Below are 16,711 nucleotides of genomic sequence, written 5' to 3' on the forward strand. Positions count from 1 at the left end.
GTCAGGGTTCCTGGTCGACGTGCCGGGCTCAGGCGAGCGCCGCGCGCTCCTTGAGCGGCTCCCACCAGGCGCGGTTGTCCCGGTACCACTGCACGACGTCGGCGAGGCCCTGCTCGAACGGCACGAGCGGCTCGTAGCCGAGCTCGGCCTGGATCTTCGAGATGTCGACGGAGTAGCGGAGGTCGTGGCCGAGCCGGTCCGCGACGCGGTCGACGTACGACCAGTCCTTGCCGGTGGCGTCGAGCAGCAGCTGGGTGAGCTCCTTGTTGGTGAGCTCGGTTCCGCCGCCGATGTTGTAGATCTCGCCCGCGCGGCCCTTGGTGAGCACGAGTGCGATGCCGCGGGTGTGGTCGTCGACGTGCAGCCAGTCGCGGACGTTGTTGCCCTCGCCGTAGAGCGGGACGTGCTTGTCGTCGATGAGGTTCGTGACGAACAGCGGGATGACCTTCTCGGGGAAGTGGTACGGCCCGTAGTTGTTCGAGCAGCGCGTGATCGAGAGGTTCAGCCCGTGGGTGCGGTGGTAGCTGCGGGCGAGCAGGTCGCTGCCGGCCTTCGACGCCGAGTACGGCGAGTTCGGCTCGAGCGGGCGGTCCTCGGCCCAGGAACCCTCGCTGATGGAGCCGTAGACCTCGTCGGTGGAGACGTGCACGAAGCGCTCCGTGCCGTGCCGGAGCGCCGCGTCCAGCAGGCGCTGGGTGCCGACCACGTTCGTCTCGACGAAGATGCCCGAGTCGCGGACCGACCGGTCGACGTGGGACTCGGCGGCGAAGTGCACGATCGCGTCGACGCCGGGGACGACCTCGTCGAGCTTCGCGGCGTCGGTGATGTCCCCGTGCACGAACGTGTACCGCGGGGATTCGGCGACCGGCGCGAGGTTCTCGAGGTTGCCCGAGTAGGTCAGCGCGTCGTAGACGACGACGTCCGCTCCCTCGAGGCCGGGGTACGCGTCCTGCAGGGTGCGACGGACGAAGTTCGAGCCGATGAAGCCGGCTCCGCCGGTGACGAGGATCTTCACGTGGTCTGGTTCCTTTGCGTTGCCGTTGGCGTTGGATCGGTTGACGATCCTACCGGCAGGACCCGGCGCGTGGTGTACCGGCGGACCTCGAGCGCGGCCCACACGGCTGCTGCGATGAGCAGCACCGCGATCGTGGCGAACCCGACGCGACCGACGGCCGTGAGGTTGGCGAGCCGGCCGAGCCCCTGCATGGTCACCTGCAGGTGGGTGTTCTCGTAGAAGCCCCGGTAGGCGACGGTGAAGCCGTACACGCCGATGATCGGGAAGGCCCAGCGGACGACCCGGCCGAAGCGGTCCCGGTCAGCCGTGCTCGTGAGCAGGTTCCGCCACGCGACGGCGCTCACCACGATCAGCGGCACGAGGCTGATGAACAGGTAGCGGCCCTGCGCGCCGGCGATGATCTGGGTGGAGTCGTAGGCGGAGAAGTTGTTCTGCAGCTGGCTCGCGACGGTGATCACCGGCGTGATGAGCATCACGAGCGCGGCGGTGCGGTTCGACGACCGACGGAACGCCCAGCCCACGATGACCGCGAGTGCGATCACCGTGAGCGAGTCGGTCAGGACCTGCGTCATCGGGTAGCGCAGCGCACCGAACTGCCCCCAGAAGGACGCACTGAGGCGGTCCCACTCGACGTTCACGAAGTCGCCGAAGTTGGCGCTCGTCTCGCGGCCCCACGGCTTGTCCTGGCGGAGGGCGCTGACGCCGTCCGGCTGCAACGCCCCGAAGAGGAGGAGGTTGCGGATCCACCACCACGACCCGAGGGCCGCGACGATCGCGCCGGCGACCGCGGTCCGGCCGATCCGGGCACCCCACGAGAGCTGACCGTGGCCGGCGACCAACAGCGCGACCGCCACGAACGGGACGGTCGGCAGACCGGTGCCCTTCACCGAGCAGACGGCAGCGACGGCGACCCCGAGCCACACCGCGATCCGCCACCGGTGGTCACCGGTGAGCGCGCGGGCGGCGAGCCAGGCGATGACGGCCCCGAGCACGATGACCGGGGCGTCGTTCGTGACCGACGACCCGATCTGCGCGAGCTGCGGGACCGCGAAGAGGGCGAGGACGCCCACGATCGCCGTGCGGGGGGACCGGGTGACCCGGCGGACCGTGGCCCAGGTCAGGAACGGCAGCGGCAGGAGCATCACGACGTCGAGCATCCGGAGCGCCATCACGCCGACGTCCCAGCGCAGGTGGAAGAACCCGATGGCCTTGAGCACCAGGGCGCCGACGCCGTAGTAGGTCGGCGGGTGCTGGGTCATCTGGTTGACGAAGTCGTGGTTGCCCGGGTTCTCGGCGGTCAGTTCCGCGACGGTGCCACGGTTGGCGGCGGCGACGCTGCTGATCTGCTGCTGCTCGGCGTAGGTGATCGCGAGCAGGTCCATGTGGCCGGGGGCGGGCCAGCCCTTGCCGAGCGCGAGCTGTTCGGCGGCGTCGTAGTGCGCGGCCTCGTCCGGTGCCGAGAACATCGGCGTCAGGCACGCCCACAGCGTCAGCAGCAGAGCGAACGCCGCGGTGAGCGCGATGACGGCGCGTCGTTCCCCCCGGGTCACCGGCGGAGCGCCGACGACCTCAGTCGCCATAGCGCTGGAGCTTCTGCAGGTCGAGCTGCTCCTCGGCCAGCGTGCGGTTCAACCGCGTGAGGTCGGCGACGACCCCGATGACGATCGCGAGGACCGCCGTGATGAGCAGCACCACCCCCAGGATGATGGACTGCAGGTGGTTGCCGCCGGTGTGCATCGCGAGGAGCACCAGGTAGCGGACGAGCGGCCACGCCCCGAGCACGCCGAGGATCGCCGCGACCCAGAGGAACAGCGCCATCGGCCGGTACATGAGGTAGACGCGGGCGATCGCCGAACCCGACTGGAACATGTGCTGCCAGATGTTCTTGAACAGGCGCGACTCACGCGTCTTCGGGTTCGTGGTGATCGGGATCGACGCGATCGCGAGCCGCTTGTACCCGGCCTGCACGATCGTCTCCATGCAGTAGCTGAAGCGCGTGACGATGTTGAGGCGGATGAGCGAGTACTTCGAGTAGGCGCGGAACCCGCTCGCTGCGTCCGGGAGGTCGAGACCGGCGGCGCGGGAGGCGACCCAGGAACCGAAGCGCTGCATGAGCTTCTTGAACCCGGAGAAGTGCTCGATGGTGCGGGTCTGGCGGTCGCCGATGACGATCTCCGCTTCCCCGCGGAGGATCGGCTGCACGAGCTCGGCGATGTGCGCCTGCGGGTACTGGTTGTCGCCGTCGGTGTTGACGACGATGTCCGCCCCGTGGAGCAGCGCGTAGTCGACGCCGTCGCGGAACGAGCGGGCGAGGCCCATGTTCGTGGTGTGGTGCACGAAGTGCCTCACGCCGTGTTCCTTGGCGACCTCGACCGTGCGGTCGGTGCTGCCGTCGTTGATGACCAGGATCTCGATCTCGTCGATGCCGTCGATCTGCTGCGGGATCGAGTCGATGACGCTGGCGAGGGTGTTCTCCTCGTTGAGGCAGGGGATCTGGACGAATAGCTTCACGGGCTCGCTTGGTCTCGTTTCGGGAGGTCGCAGGGCGCTGGGCGCATGGTGCAGAACCAGGACAGCCTATGCGATGGCGGAAGCGGCTGCCTTGCTAGGCTTCCCGGGTGCAGATCCGCGAACTGAAGATCCCCGGCGCGTGGGAGTTCACGCCCGTCCAGCACGGCGACGCACGAGGAGCATTCCTCGAGGCGTACCGGGCCGACGTCCTCGAGGACACGGTCGGCCACCCGCTCGACCTCCGCCAGGTCAACATGTCGGTCTCGTCCGCCGGGGTCGCGCGGGGCATCCACTACGCCCTCGTCGCGCCGAGCCAGGCGAAGTACGTCACCGCGGTGCGCGGGGCGTTCATCGACTACATCGTCGACATCCGCGTCGGGTCGCCGACGTTCGGGCAGTGGGACTCGGTCCGGATCGACGACGTCGACCGCAAGGCCGTCTACCTGTCCGAGGGCCTCGGCCACGCGATCGTCGCGCTCGAGGACCAGTCCACCGTGAACTACCTGGTCAGCGCGCACTACGACCCCGAGCGCGAGAAGGGGATCACCATCCTCGACCCGACGGTGGGCCTGACCCTGCCGGAGGGACTCGGCGATCCGGTCCTGTCCGAGAAGGACACCAGTGCCCCGACGCTCGAGGAAGCCGCCGCCGCCGGTCTGCTCCCGACGTACGAGGAGTGCGTCGCCTACACCGAGTCCCTCCGGACGAAGAACTAAGGAGTCCCGTTGAAGGGCATCATCCTCGCCGGCGGTTCCGGCACGCGCCTCTGGCCGATCACCAAGGGCATCAGCAAGCAGCTCATGCCGATCTACGACAAGCCGATGGTCTACTACCCGCTGTCGACGCTCATGATGGCCGGCATCCGCGAGGTCCTCGTCATCACGACGCCGGAGTACAACGACCAGTTCCGCGCGCTCCTCGGCGACGGCTCCGCGTTCGGCATGCACATCGAGTACGCCGTCCAGCCGAGCCCGGACGGCCTCGCGCAGGCGTTCGTCATCGGTGAGGACTTCATCGGCGACGACAGCGTCGCGCTCGTCCTCGGCGACAACATCTTCCACGGCACCGGCCTCGGGTCGAACCTCCGGAAGAACGCCGAGGTCACCGGCGCCACGATCTTCGCGTACCACGTGGCCGACCCGAAGGCGTACGGCGTGGTCGAGTTCGACGAGGACTTCCACGCCGTCTCCATCGAGGAGAAGCCGGCCGAGCCGAAGTCGAACTACGCCGTCCCCGGCCTGTACTTCTACGACAACAAGGTCATCGAGATCGCCAAGACGATCGAGCCGAGCGCCCGCGGGGAGCTCGAGATCTCGACCGTGAACGAGCGCTACCTCGAGGCGGGGGAGCTCGGCGTCCAGGTCCTCGACCGCGGGACCGCCTGGCTCGACACCGGCACGTTCGAGTCGATGATGCAGGCGTCCGAGTACGTCAAGGTCATCGAGGACCGCCAGGGCTTCAAGATCGGCTGCATCGAGGAGATCGCCTGGCGCAACGGCTGGATCGACGACGCGCAGCTCGCCGAGCTCGCCGCGCCGCTCGTGAAGGGCGGCTACGGGGTCTACCTGCAGCGGCTGCTCGACGCCTGACCCGTCAGACCGAGCGCCGGCTCCGTCCGATCCGCGGACGGAGCCGCCCATTGCGGCCGGTGCGGGCGTTGGGTCGGGGCGGCAGGAACGCGGGTGTACCACGCAGGTAGCGGTGGAATTCGTCCTTGAGTTCGATCATCGCGTGGTACTGGTTCCGCTCCTCCAGGACGAAGTGCATCGTCGTCCTGGCCTTCTGCAGCCGCCAGCCGCGAGCGAGCGCCTGGTAGGACATCCACTGGTCCTCCATGAAGGCGAAGCGTCGCGGCAGGTCGAAGAAGAAGCGGTCGTCGTCCACGAGCGAGGAGTCGAGGACCGTTCCGCCCGTCCCGACGTGATCGGTCTCAGCGCCGACCTCGACCTGTTCGCGGTCCCAGTAGGAGCGGACCTGGTTGAACGCCCACCACCCCACGATCGACTCCGGTGTCCAGTCGTCGAGGAGGTCCGACACGAACGACGGGGCGACGATCTGGTCGTCGTCCAACATGAGCACGGGGCCGTCGTAGCCGGAGTTGCGGAGCCACCGGACGGCCACGAACCGTGCCAGGCCGCCGATGTTCACCGAGCTGTTCACGAGGTCGATGCTCGCGAGCGAGCCCGACGGGACGTGGTCGGCCGTCCAGCCGTACTGCGGCGCGTTCGCTTCCGCGTTGTTCCAGAAGAGCAGCTTGAGGCGGGTCGGCGGGTCGAGCGACTCCAGCATCGACACGATCTCGTGCACGCGCTCCGGCCGGTTCCACAGGCAGATGACGATCGGGATGCCGTCGATCGCGGGGTCGGCCCACTTCGCCGGACCGGTACTGCGCAGTCCTCGACGGAGGAGCTTCGCGAGGTGTCGACGCCATTCGCGTTCGTCCGCCGGCAAGTGGCGGTCTCGGACGGCTCCGGCGGCCGCGTCGACGACGGTCGCCAGTCCGATCCGGTCACTCGCTCCGCGCACCGCTCGTCGGAGCGTCGTGGTCGACCTCATCAGTACGTGCCGCCTTTCCGGAGAGCAGCGTCCAGGATAGACGACGGTGTGATCGCCAGCGGTGGGTCTCGACTCGTGGCGGCGTCTCCTTGTACCGTGTCCCCACACCGTCCCGGAGGCCGAGCATCCGCGGTCGGTCCGTCCGCGGCGACCGGAACGCTGGTCGTCGCCTGGTCCACCGGCCGATCCGGCGACGAGGACCCGGCACCTGGTGGCTCGACCATCGTGCACCTGCGCTGTTCCCGAACGCGTTGGGATCGAACACCATGCGAATGCCGGCCTTCCGCCCGCGGGGCCACCACACGAGCATCACGGTGGTCCTGACCACCCGATCGGATCGGCATGCCGAGGTCGCGTCGGTCCTCCGTGCCGCACGGTCGGCGTTCACCGACGCTGCGGACGTCCGCGTCGAGAGCTACGTCGCCGATGGGTCGCCCCGTGGTCCCTTCGACGAGGACCTGCCGTGGGGGCACCGAGACGACGCCGACGGCGTGGTCCAGGCGATCGCACGAGGTGTGGCTCGTGGGGTCGGTCCCGCGGTCGTCGTCGTGGACAGCTCGGTCGCCATCGAGGCCGACGCACTCGTCGCGCTCGTCGGACTCGTCCGCGCCCGACCCGGCGCCGTGGTCCAGCCGGTGGTCCGGACGCCGAGTGGTGCCGTCCTCTCCGCGGGAGCGCTCCTGCTGCGGCCCGGGGCGCTGCCGTGGTCGGACGATCGCGCCCAGGCAGACGTCCACGGGGTGTTCGCTGCTGACCAGCCCGTGCTGTGCTTCTCGGGGGAGGTGAGCGCGGCGGTGGCGGAGTGCGCCGGAGCCCCGGTGGTCCGGGACGAACGCGTTGCGATCTGCGTGCTCTCCCGTGCCCTGGGCGACGCCCTCGTGGCGGACGTGGGCACCGTGACCCGAGCCGCATCCCCCGGCAGGCTCGTCGACGCGACCGTGGTCGACACGGTGAACGCGTGGCGCGACCTGCCCGCCGACCCCGCCGCTGTCGGCGGGGTCGACCCCGGACTCCCGCTGCCACCCTGGGGACTGCGACCGGTGGTCCTGCACCGTCCGACCGCCCTCCGGTGGGCCGTCAAGATCGCCGCCCCCGCGGGTGAGGAGGGGGACGGTTGGGGAGACGTCCACTTCGCCGCCGAACTCGCGAGCGCCCTCGAACGCACGGGCCAGCGGGTGCGGGTCGATCGGCGGGACGCGCACGTGCGCTTCGACGATGCCGACGACGACGTGCTGCTCTCGCTCCGGGGGCTCGACCGGATCGTCCCGAACCCGACGGCGGTGAACCTCCTCTGGGTGATCAGCCACCCGGACCTGGTCACCGACACGGAGTTGCGAGCGTTCGACGCGGTGTTCGCGGCCGGCTCGCACTGGGCTCGGTCGGCGTCCGCGAGGGCGGGGGTGCCGGTGCGGACGCTCCTGCAGGCGACCGACCCCAGCGTGTTCCATCCGCGCCACTCGGCCGAGGGGACGGACGCGGGCCGCGTGGTCTTCGTCGGTTCGCCCCGGGGCGGTGTCCGTCCGATCGTCGCCGACGCGATCCGTCTCGGCGCCGACCTCCGTCTGCACGGACCGGGGTGGCGGGCCCTGGCGCCCGGAGTGGCCGTCGGTCGACCGTCCCTGGGACGCGCCGAGGTCGCGGAGTCGTACGCCGCCGCGCGGGTCGTGCTCAACGACCACTGGCCGGACATGGCGGCGGGAGGCTTCGTGTCCAACCGCGTTTTCGACGTCCTCGGGGCCGGCGGTGTCGTCGTGACCGACCCCGTCGTGGGCCTCACAGAGGTCCTCGACGTCCCGACCCTCGCGGTCGCATCGTCGTACGAGGACCTCGAGGTGCTCCTCGACCCACGACACCCGTGGCCGTCAGCATCGGAACGAGCGGCGATCGCGGCGCGCATCGCGACGGACCACTCCTTCGACCAGCGGTCGCACCAGCTCCTCGCAGTGGCGATGGACGAACGCGCGCGGCTCCCGCGGTGACGTCCGCGCTACTTGCGCGTCACCCAGCGCGCACGGACGGCCAGGCCGACCCGCAGCACGACGCGCAGCGGCCACAACCACCACGCCCGGTACTTCCGCGAGAGGAACCGGTAGGCGCTCCGGTGGTGCTCGATCTCCATCGGGCGCCGGTTCGTCGACGTCGAGTGCGCCCCGGTGTGCGTCACGACGGCGCTCGGCACGTACACGTTCGCCCGGCCGGCCCGTCCCACGCGCTGCCCGAGGTCGACGTCCTCGAAGTACATGAAGTACGACTCGTCGAACCCGCCGAGCTGCCGGAAGAGGTCCGCGCGGATGAGGAAGCACGCACCGGACAGCCACTCGGCCTCGCGCTCGACGACCTGGGTGGTGGACCAGTACCGCTGGCTCCACGGGTTCGCCGGCCAGAACCGCGAGAACGCCGCGTGTCCGAGCCCGGTGCGGAGCGAGGGCAGCCGACGTGCAGATGGGTAGGTCTCGCCGTGCTCGTCGAGGATCCGCGGCCCGAACGACCCACCGTCCGGCAGACGTTCGGCGGCCGCGACGAGTTCGTCGATCGAGCCGGGTTCGAGGACCACGTCGGGGTTGGTGACGAGCAGGAACTCCGGACGGACGTCGGGCAGGACGTCGTCGAGCGCGGCGAGGGCGGCGTCGATCCCGCCGCCGTAGCCGCGGTTGCCGCCGGAGGACACGACGACGGCGCCGTACGACTCACCGATCGCCCGGAGCGCATCGAGGTCGGCGGACCCGTTGTCCGCGATGACCACCGCCACCGGTGACGCCGACGCGGCCTCGACGCTCGCGAGGAACGGCCGGATCGTCTCACCCGTGTTGTAGGTGACGGTGAGGACCGCCACCCGTGGCGACGCGCTCACCGCGTGACCTGCCCGGAACCGACGAACGGAACAGCGACCTCGCGGTACGCGTCGACGTGCACCGTCGCGGTCGCGTCCCACGTGAACTCGTCGGCGCGCCGGAGCGCGGCGGCGCGGTGCGTGGCCACGCGTGCGGGATCGTCGAGCAGCGAGGTCATCGCGGTCCCCAACGCCGAGGCGTCGGGCTCGGTGTAGACCGCGGCGTCCCCCCCGACCTCGGGCAGCGACAGCCGCCTGGTGGTGAGGACGCACGCCCCGGCGGCCATCGCCTCGACCACGGGGAGCCCGAAGCCCTCGCCGAGGGACGGGTAGACGACGAACTCCGCGCCACCGAGGAAGCCCGCGAGGTCCTCGAGCGGGAGGTACCCCGCTTCCACGACGTGGTCGGCGTCCTGCAGCGCATCGAGCCGCTCGATCGCGTCGGTGTCCCACCCGCGTGCACCGGAGAGGACGAGCCACGGCGTCGGGGCCCCGGTCGCGTCCCGCGCACCCTGGACGGCGGCGTAGGCGTCGAGGAGGGCCGTGACGTTCTTCCGCGGCTCGATCGTGCCGAGGAACGCGATCCACGAGGCGTCGTCGGGCAGGCCGGCGGCGATCCGGGCGTCCTCGACCTCGGCGACCGAGGGCTCGTGGAAGCGTGCGCGGTCGACGCCGAGCGGCGCGACCCGGACGTCCGCGCGGATGCCGCTGACCACCCGGGCGGCCTCGGTCGCGGTGGCGGCGCTCGGGACGATCACGACCGGACGGGAACGGAGTGATCGACGGCTCCACCACGTGAAGAACGTCCGCTTGAGACGCGAGTGCCACTCGGGGTTGGAGAAGAACGTGGCGTCGTGCAGGGTGACGACCGAGCCCCGCCGCCAGCCGAACGGGAACGTGTAGTGCGGCGAGTGCAGGACCGTGGCACCGATGCGACGGCCCAGCGCGGGGAGGCCGGTCTGCTCCCAGACGAACCGCAGCGGGACGGAGTCGGTCCAGGCGGGTGCCACGTGGACGGTGACGTCGGGCGCGACACCGCGGAAGTGCGCCGCGTGCACGGGCCGGACGACCAGGTGCACGTCGAGCGACGGGTCCGCCGCGCCGAGGTGGGACACGACCCCTTCGACGTACCGTCCGACCCCGCCGAGGTCCTTCGGTACCGCGGTCCCGTCGATGAGGACGGTGGTCTGCGGCACGCGCGGGTCCTTCCGGGCAGGGACGGGGGAGTCACCAGGATAGCCCTGGCCGCTCATGCGTCCGGGTCCACGGCGCTCCGCGGGACGGACGCGACCCGCGAACGGCGGACGCGGTGCGCGAGGTGCGCGGGGAGGTGCCCCGCGACGTCGGCCAGCGCTGCCAGGACGAGCCGCGCCTCCCGACGGGTGCCAGGGGCGGCCAGCAGACGGAGGCCGCGGCCGAGGGTGCGGACCGCGGCGTGGACGACCGTCGACCACGGCGCGTGCCAGAGCGCGACGACGAGCCGGTTGCGGGTGTTGCGGGACACGAAGAGGTCGCTCTGCACCCCCGAGGACGCGGAGTGGTCGTGTTCGACGACCGCGTCGGCGGCGTACTCGACGCGCCACCCGCGGCGACGGAGCCGCCAGGAGAGCTCGGTGTCCTCGTAGTACATGAACAGCGACTCGTCGAGGAGCCCGACGTCGTCGAGGGCGGCGCGCCGGAGGGCGCTGGCGCCCCCGGAGAAGCCGAAGACGTCGCGGTCGGCGATGCGGTCGGCGGGGGCGAACCAGTCGCGGTCCTTTCCGTTGCCGTCGCGGTCGACGAGCACGCCGGTCGAGTTGAGCCGGACCTCGCCGTCCTCCGACGGCGTCCAGAGGTCGCCGTCGTGATCGCGGAGCACGCGTTGGCCGGGTGCGGGCGTGGTGTCGGACGGGAGGCGCGACCAGCGTCCGGCGAGCACGATGCGGCCGGTGACCGCGGCCACGTCGGGCGCGGCGCGCAGCAGGTGGTCGCGGAGGGCCGCGACGAAGCCGGGAGCGGGGGAGGCGTCGTTGTTGAGCAGGACGACGACGTCGGCGTCCGCGTGTCGGATGCCCGTGTTGACGCCCGCCGCGAAGCCGCCGTTCGTGCCGCGGGCGATGACCGTGGCGTCCGGGAGCGCACGTCGGAGGACGGCGACCGAGTCGTCCGAGGAGCCGTTGTCGACCACGATCACCTGGTCGGCCGCGCCCTCGTCGAGGATGGCGCGCACCGCACGCGTGGTGAGGTCGGCACGGTTCCAGTTGACGACGACGACCGCGGTCCGCGGTGCGCCGTCGGAGGGCGTCAGTCGAGCTCCTCGAGCTCCGGGACCGCGTGGACCGTACCGACCGCTCGCGGGTAGAACGGGACGTCGAACGCGTCGCACTCCGGGAGGTCGTGCACGTGTCGGCCGGCTGAGTCGATGAGCGAGACGTTGATGAAGTACTTCCCGGACCCGAACCGGACGTCGCGCACGACGAAGCGGAAGCGCCGTCGTCCTTCGAGCCTGCCGAGATCGAGACCGAGCGTGGTGTTGGTGACGCCGTAGACGACCTGTCCGGCGGAGCTGTTGATCTGCAGCGCCGCGACCCAGTCCTCGATGCCGTCGTCGTGCTCGAACTCAGCGGTCACCTCGATGTCGTCGCCGGGCGAGACGGGCGCGCCGTGCGGCTTCCCGACGGGCTGCACGGTGGCGCTCACGACGCGACCCCGCCCCGGGGCGACGTCGCGGTTGGTCTCCCCCTGACGACGCTCTTCGAGCACGTCACGGAAGGCCGCGACGGCTTCCACCGGGTCGCCGTCGACCAGGACCTTCCCCTTGTTCAGCAGGATCGCCCGGTCGCACATCTCCTGCACCTGGCTGAGCGAGTGCGTGACGATGATGATCGTCTTACCCTGCTCCTGGAACGAGCGGATCCGGTCGAGGCACTTGCGCTGGAACGCCTCGTCGCCGACGGCCAGGACCTCGTCGACGAGCAGGACGTCGGGGTCGGTGTGCACGGCGACCGCGAAGGCGAGCCGCACGTACATGCCGGACGAGTAGAACTTCACCTGGGTGTCGATGAAGTCGCCGATGCCGGAGAACGCGAGGATGTCGTCGAAGCGCTCCTCGGTCTCCTTGCGGCTGAGGCCCAGGAGGCTCGCGTTGAGGAACACGTTCTCGCGGCCGGAGAGGTCCGGGTGGAACCCGGCGCCGAGCTCGAGCAGCGCGGCGAGGCGACCGCGGCGCGCGACCGTGCCGGACGTCGGCTGGATGATCCCGCCGATGGCCTTCAGCAGCGTGGACTTGCCGGAGCCGTTCTGACCGATGAGGCCGACGGTGGTGCCGGCCTGGATCGACACGGTGACGTCGTCGAGCGCCCAGAAGTCCTGCCGGTGCTTCCGTCCGGCACGACCGAGGGTGACGATGCGCTCGCGGATCGTGTTGTCCTTGCGGACGACGAAGCGCTTCCGGACGTGGTCGATGACGATGACGTCGGGGCGCTCCGCGCTGGCGCCGGACGTCGTCGGAGCGACGGGGGTGCTGATGGCCATGGTCTAGAGCTCCTGCGCGAAGTTGCCCTGCAGACGGGAGAACACCCGCTGCGCGCCGACGAGGCACACGAGCCCGATCACGAGCGCGATGAGGAGTCGTGTCATGAGGTGGCCCGGGTAGACGACCGTCGCCGGGTCGTGCAGCCAGACCGCGTTCTGCAGCCCGAGCACGGACAGGGTGAGCGGGTTGTTCGTGTAGACGGCGAGGATCCAGCCGACCTTGACGTTCGCGAGCACCATCGAGTACGAGTACACGATCGGCGATGCCCAGAGCAGCACCATGAGGCCGACGTCGATGACGAACTGCACGTCGCGCAGGTACACGTTGAGCGCGGCGAGCACGAGCCCGATCGCGGCCCCGTAGACCAGGATCACCAACAGGGACGGGATGAGGTAGACCAGGCCCTCGTGCCAGGGGAACGCGCCGAGCACGACGGTGAAGGCCAGCAGGATCGCGAACTGGATCGCGAAGTTGACCAGGGCCGCCCCGACGCTCGCGAGCGGGAAGACCTCCCGCGGGACGTAGACCTTCTTGATGAGGCCGCTGTTCCCGACGATCGAGCTGGTCGACCCGGCGACGATCTCGCTGAAGAGCGTGTAGGCGCTCAGGCCCGTGAAGACGTAGATCGCGAAGTTGTCGATGCCGTGGGCGGCGCCGAGCACCTTGCCGATGACGAAGTAGTAGATGAGGAGCTGGGTCAGCGGGCGCACCAGCGTCCACACGAACCCGAGTGCCGAGTCCTTGTACCGCGCCTTGAGGTCACGGCGGATGAGCATCCCGAGCATCTCGCGCTGCCGGAAGACGTCGCGGAGTTCTCGCCAGGTTCCTCGGAAGGCGCTCGTCGGAGCGCCGACCACGACGAGGGGCTCCTTCGCGAGCGCCGCCATGCGGGCTTGATCGACCATTCGTCTCTTCGTTCGTGGGGGCAGGACCGGAACAGCATACTCACCGCCTCTGACGAGGAGCGGGTGCGCCGTCCGGAGCGAGCAACACCTGTCGTTCGCCCCCGTGCGGGGGTGAATGTGCGCAGATGCAACCCTCAACCTTCACTTTGGGGTTACCGTTGACGCAACCCGGACCCTTGTCAACACCCACAGGACGGCCCGTCAGCATGCAGCTTGCTCCACGGCCGATCGCTGCGTTCGCGGTGATCGGTGCTCTCAGTCTCCTCGCGGCGGGTTGTTCCGCCGGCGGTGACGACCCCACACCATCGCCCACACGGAACGCCAGCGCGTCGGCGTCGACGAGCCCGTCGGCCACGTCCACGACCACCGCGTCGACCGATCCGTCGCCGACCGAGGCCGCTTCGGAGCCGAGCGACGACGACGCCCCCACGTCGTTCCCCGGGACCGGCCAGACGAGCCAGCCCGACACCGACCCGTCGGACTTCCCGGCGACCGCCCTGGTGACCTTCTCCGGCTGGGACGCCGGCACGAAGACGCTCCAGGCGGGTGGCCTGGTGTCCGGCACCACCAACGCGTCGGGCACCTGCACGTTCACCGCCGCGAAGGGCGGGGTCACGCGCACCCAGACCAGCCGGGCCGAGGCGAGTGCGTCGTCGGTCAGCTGCGCGCAGGTGTCGTTCCCCGCGGCGCAAGTGTCGACCGGCACGTGGTCGATCACCCTCAAGTACTCGGTCGGGTCGCAGTCGACCACGTCCGACCCGATGACGGCGGAGGTGCCGTGATGCGTTCCATCCTGACGAACGGCGGGCGGCGTCGCCCGTTCCGTTCCACCCTCGGCATCGTCGCAGCACTCGCGATCGCGGTGAGCGGGCTGACGTTCGGCACGATCGTGTCCGAGGCGACGACCACCGAGTCCGCGTCCGCCGCGACCGCCGCCGGGTTCGACCCGGGCAACATCATCAGTGACGCGAACTTCTACGACGGGTCCGCGATGAGCGGCTCCGCGGTGCAGTCGTTCCTCAACAGCGCCGGCGCGAACTGCCGGCAGGCGTCCGGTGGCCCGGCGTGCCTGAAGAACTTCACGCAGAACATGAGCGCCATCGCGGCGGTCTCCGGGCGCTGCTCGGCGATCCCCGGGGGCAACAAGTCGGCGGCGACGATGATCGCGCAGGTCGGCTCGGCGTGCGGGATCAGCCAGAAGGTCCTGCTCGTGCTCCTGCAGAAGGAGCAGGCCATCGTGTCGACGTCGAGCCCGACGACGTACATGTACCTGCACGCCACGGGCTTCGCCTGCCCGGACACCGCCCCGTGCGACCCGAAGTACTACGGATTCGGCCAGCAGGTCTACGCCGCGGCACTGCAGTTCAAGCGGTACCAGGCGTCGCCGACGTCGTGGGCGTACCAGGCGGGTCGCAACAACTCGATCCTGTACAACCCGAACGCCGCCTGCGGCCGCAAGACCGTCTACATCGAGAACCAGGCCACGGCGGCGCTGTACATCTACACGCCGTACACCCCGAACGCCGCCGCCATGGCGAACCTCTACGGCACCGGTGACAGCTGCTCCGCCTACGGCAACCGCAACTTCTGGCGGATGTACACCGACTGGTTCGGGTCGCCCACGGGTGGGTCCTCGCCGATCGGGCACGTCGACTCGGTTGCCGCCGGCTACAAGGCGATCACGGTCAACGGCTGGGCCGCCGACCCGGACACCACGGCGCCCCTCCGCGTCGCGTTCTACATCGACGGTGCCGGCAAGCAGACGATCACCGCGAACACGAACCGCACCGACCTGGCGTCCCGACTCGGCTCGGGCAACACGGCGCACGGGTTCTCGACGACCCTGTCGAACATCTCCGGCGGCTCGCACAACCTCTGCGTCTACGGCATCAACCAGGGGCCCGGCGCGAACACGCTGCTGTCCTGCCAGACGTTCTCCATCCGGACCGGCGACCCGTTCGGCAGCTTCGACAGCGCGACCGTCGGCGCGTCGACGCTGACGGTCGGCGGCTGGGCGATCGATCCGGACAGCTCGGGCCCGGTGCAGGTGCAGGTCCGCGTCGACGGCGCCACGAAGACGACCGTCACCGCGAACACCGTCCGGAGCGACGTGGGCAAGCGGTACCCCGGCTACGGGAACAACCACGGCTTCTCGGGCAAGGTGACCGGCCTCACCGCGGGCAAGCACACGATCCAGACGTACGTGCAGGACACGTCGTCCAAGCAGTGGAAGCTGCTCGGGACGAAGAGCGTCACCCGGCCGAGCGGCGCACCGTGGCTGATCCTCGACGAGGTCTCGTCGAAGGCGCCCGGCACGATGCTGGTCCGCGGCTGGACGATCGACCCCGACACCACGGGCACGGTCCGGGTGCACGTCTACCTGGACGGGAAGGCCCTGACCGCGGTCGACGCGAACAAGACCAAGACCGGACTCGGCGCGGCCCGACCCGGTTACGGGGACGACCACGCGTACCTGTTTGAGCGCACTGGGATCAGCGCCGGCACCCACACGGCCTGCGTCATCGCGATCAACGTCGGCCCGGGCAACAACCAGAACATCTGCCGGACGTTCTCGACGCCCACCGGTTCGCCGAAGGTGACGGTCGACAAGGCCGCCACGACCGGCCTCGGCTCGATCACCATCAGCGGCTCGGCGGTCGACCCGGACGTCACCGCGGCGGTCTCGATGACGTACACGGTGGACGGCAAGACGCTCGGCACCGGGACGGCGAACGTCGCGAAGGACGCGCTCGCCACCACCTACCCCGGGTACGGCGCGAACCACGCGTTCACGCAGACGATCACCGGCGTCGGACCGGGCGCGCACACCGTGTGCGCGGTCGGCAAGAACGTCGGTGGCGGCTCGAACACGAGCGCCTGCGCGAAGGTGGCCGCGGCGACCGGCAACCCGGTGCTGCTGCTCGACGAGGTCTCCTCGCCGGGTGCCGGCCAGGTCAAGGTCCGGGGCTGGACCATCGACCCGGACGTCGCCGGACCGGTCCAGGTGCACGTGTACATCGGCGGCAAGGCCGCGCAGTCGGTCACGGCGAACCAGGCGAAGGCCGGTCTCGCGACCGTCTACGCCGGGTACGGCGGGAACCACGCGTTCTCGACGACGCTGAGCAACCGGTCCTCCGGCAGCACCCAGGTCTGCGTGTTCGCGATCAACCAGGGGACCGGCGCCAACACGGAGACCTGCCGGACGATCACCGTGCAGTAGACGCGCCCACACGAACGGACGGGAGGCGCGGTGCCAGTTGGCACCGCGCCTCCCGTCCGTTCGTAGTGGCGTCCTCGGCCCCCGTGCGCGTCGCGCGGTCAGCGGCGCCGGAGCGCGCGGGCGACGCCACCCAGGCGGTCGAGCACCCGAGATAGGTGAG

14 protein-coding genes are annotated in these 16,711 nt (G+C 70.2%); 5 read left to right on the forward strand and 9 right to left on the reverse strand.

The features are described from left to right. Positions 1 to 28: 28 nt before the first annotated feature. From rfbB to FS825_RS14015, 3 genes are read right to left on the reverse strand one after another with little or no spacing between them, the layout of a single operon-like run. Entirely contained in the window at positions 29 to 1,015 is a 987-nt protein-coding gene (gene rfbB / locus FS825_RS14005; RefSeq protein WP_144714048.1) for a dTDP-glucose 4,6-dehydratase, read from the reverse strand. Further along, positions 1,012 to 2,595 (reverse strand): DUF2142 domain-containing protein, encoded by a 1,584-nt coding sequence (locus FS825_RS14010; RefSeq protein ID WP_144714050.1) that lies wholly within the window; start codon positions 2,593 to 2,595, stop codon positions 1,012 to 1,014. Before FS825_RS14010 ends, rfbB begins: the two co-directional genes overlap by 4 nt. Then, on the reverse strand, positions 2,585 to 3,526 hold the full coding sequence (locus tag FS825_RS14015) for a glycosyltransferase family 2 protein (RefSeq protein WP_144714052.1): 942 nt from the start codon (positions 3,524 to 3,526) through the stop codon (positions 2,585 to 2,587). The genes FS825_RS14010 and FS825_RS14015 overlap by 11 nt, the downstream gene beginning before the upstream one ends. Before the next feature lie 107 nt (positions 3,527 to 3,633). On the opposite strand from FS825_RS14015, the gene FS825_RS14020 reads away from it, so the two are divergent. Next, entirely contained in the window at positions 3,634 to 4,242 is a 609-nt protein-coding gene (locus tag FS825_RS14020; RefSeq protein ID WP_144714054.1) for a dTDP-4-dehydrorhamnose 3,5-epimerase family protein, read from the forward strand. Positions 4,243 to 4,251: 9 nt separating this feature from the next. Continuing rightward, a complete protein-coding gene (rfbA, locus tag FS825_RS14025) occupies positions 4,252 to 5,115 on the forward strand; it encodes a glucose-1-phosphate thymidylyltransferase RfbA (protein ID WP_144714056.1) in 864 nt (287 codons plus the stop codon). Between the two features lie 4 nt (positions 5,116 to 5,119). On the opposite strand, the gene FS825_RS14030 is transcribed toward rfbA, so the two are convergent. Then, on the reverse strand, positions 5,120 to 6,082 hold the full coding sequence (locus FS825_RS14030; protein ID WP_144714058.1) for a glycosyltransferase family 2 protein: 963 nt from the start codon (positions 6,080 to 6,082) through the stop codon (positions 5,120 to 5,122). 266 nt (positions 6,083 to 6,348) lie between these two features. Between FS825_RS14030 and FS825_RS14035 the strand changes: the two genes are divergently transcribed. Then, positions 6,349 to 8,061 carry a glycosyltransferase family protein gene (locus FS825_RS14035; protein WP_144714060.1) on the forward strand — a complete coding sequence of 571 codons (1,713 nt, stop codon included), beginning with the start codon at positions 6,349 to 6,351 and terminating at the stop codon, positions 8,059 to 8,061. Between the two features lie 8 nt (positions 8,062 to 8,069). On the opposite strand, the gene FS825_RS14040 is transcribed toward FS825_RS14035, so the two are convergent. Genes FS825_RS14040 through FS825_RS14060 form a run of 5 tightly spaced genes read right to left on the reverse strand, consistent with a single transcriptional unit; the run spans position 8,070 to position 13,331 of the window. Then, positions 8,070 to 8,933, reverse strand: a complete 864-nt coding sequence (locus FS825_RS14040) for a glycosyltransferase family 2 protein (RefSeq protein ID WP_144714062.1) — start codon at positions 8,931 to 8,933, stop codon at positions 8,070 to 8,072. After that, the gene (locus FS825_RS14045) at positions 8,930 to 10,108 is read right to left on the reverse strand and encodes a glycosyltransferase family 4 protein (RefSeq protein ID WP_222126939.1); all 1,179 of its coding nucleotides are present in this window, start codon (positions 10,106 to 10,108) and stop codon (positions 8,930 to 8,932) included. The genes FS825_RS14040 and FS825_RS14045 overlap by 4 nt, the downstream gene beginning before the upstream one ends. Positions 10,109 to 10,161: 53 nt before the next feature. After that, positions 10,162 to 11,277, reverse strand: a complete 1,116-nt coding sequence (locus FS825_RS14050; RefSeq protein ID WP_144714066.1) for a glycosyltransferase family 2 protein — start codon at positions 11,275 to 11,277, stop codon at positions 10,162 to 10,164. Then, a complete protein-coding gene (locus tag FS825_RS14055; RefSeq protein ID WP_144714068.1) occupies positions 11,196 to 12,425 on the reverse strand; it encodes an ABC transporter ATP-binding protein in 1,230 nt (409 codons plus the stop codon). The genes FS825_RS14050 and FS825_RS14055 overlap by 82 nt, the downstream gene beginning before the upstream one ends. Before the next feature lie 3 nt (positions 12,426 to 12,428). Continuing rightward, positions 12,429 to 13,331 (reverse strand): ABC transporter permease, encoded by a 903-nt coding sequence (locus FS825_RS14060; RefSeq protein WP_144714070.1) that lies wholly within the window; start codon positions 13,329 to 13,331, stop codon positions 12,429 to 12,431. 206 nt (positions 13,332 to 13,537) lie between these two features. Between FS825_RS14060 and FS825_RS18695 the strand changes: the two genes are divergently transcribed. Further along, entirely contained in the window at positions 13,538 to 14,113 is a 576-nt protein-coding gene (locus tag FS825_RS18695; RefSeq protein WP_186377250.1) for a hypothetical protein, read from the forward strand. Continuing rightward, on the forward strand, positions 14,113 to 16,551 hold the full coding sequence (locus tag FS825_RS14070; protein ID WP_144714074.1) for a hypothetical protein: 2,439 nt from the start codon (positions 14,113 to 14,115) through the stop codon (positions 16,549 to 16,551). Before FS825_RS18695 ends, FS825_RS14070 begins: the two co-directional genes overlap by 1 nt. Positions 16,552 to 16,711 lie beyond the last annotated feature (160 nt).

Origin of the sequence: Curtobacterium pusillum (assembly GCF_007680845.1) — a bacterium.
Lineage (GTDB): Bacteria > Actinomycetota > Actinomycetes > Actinomycetales > Microbacteriaceae > Curtobacterium > Curtobacterium pusillum_B.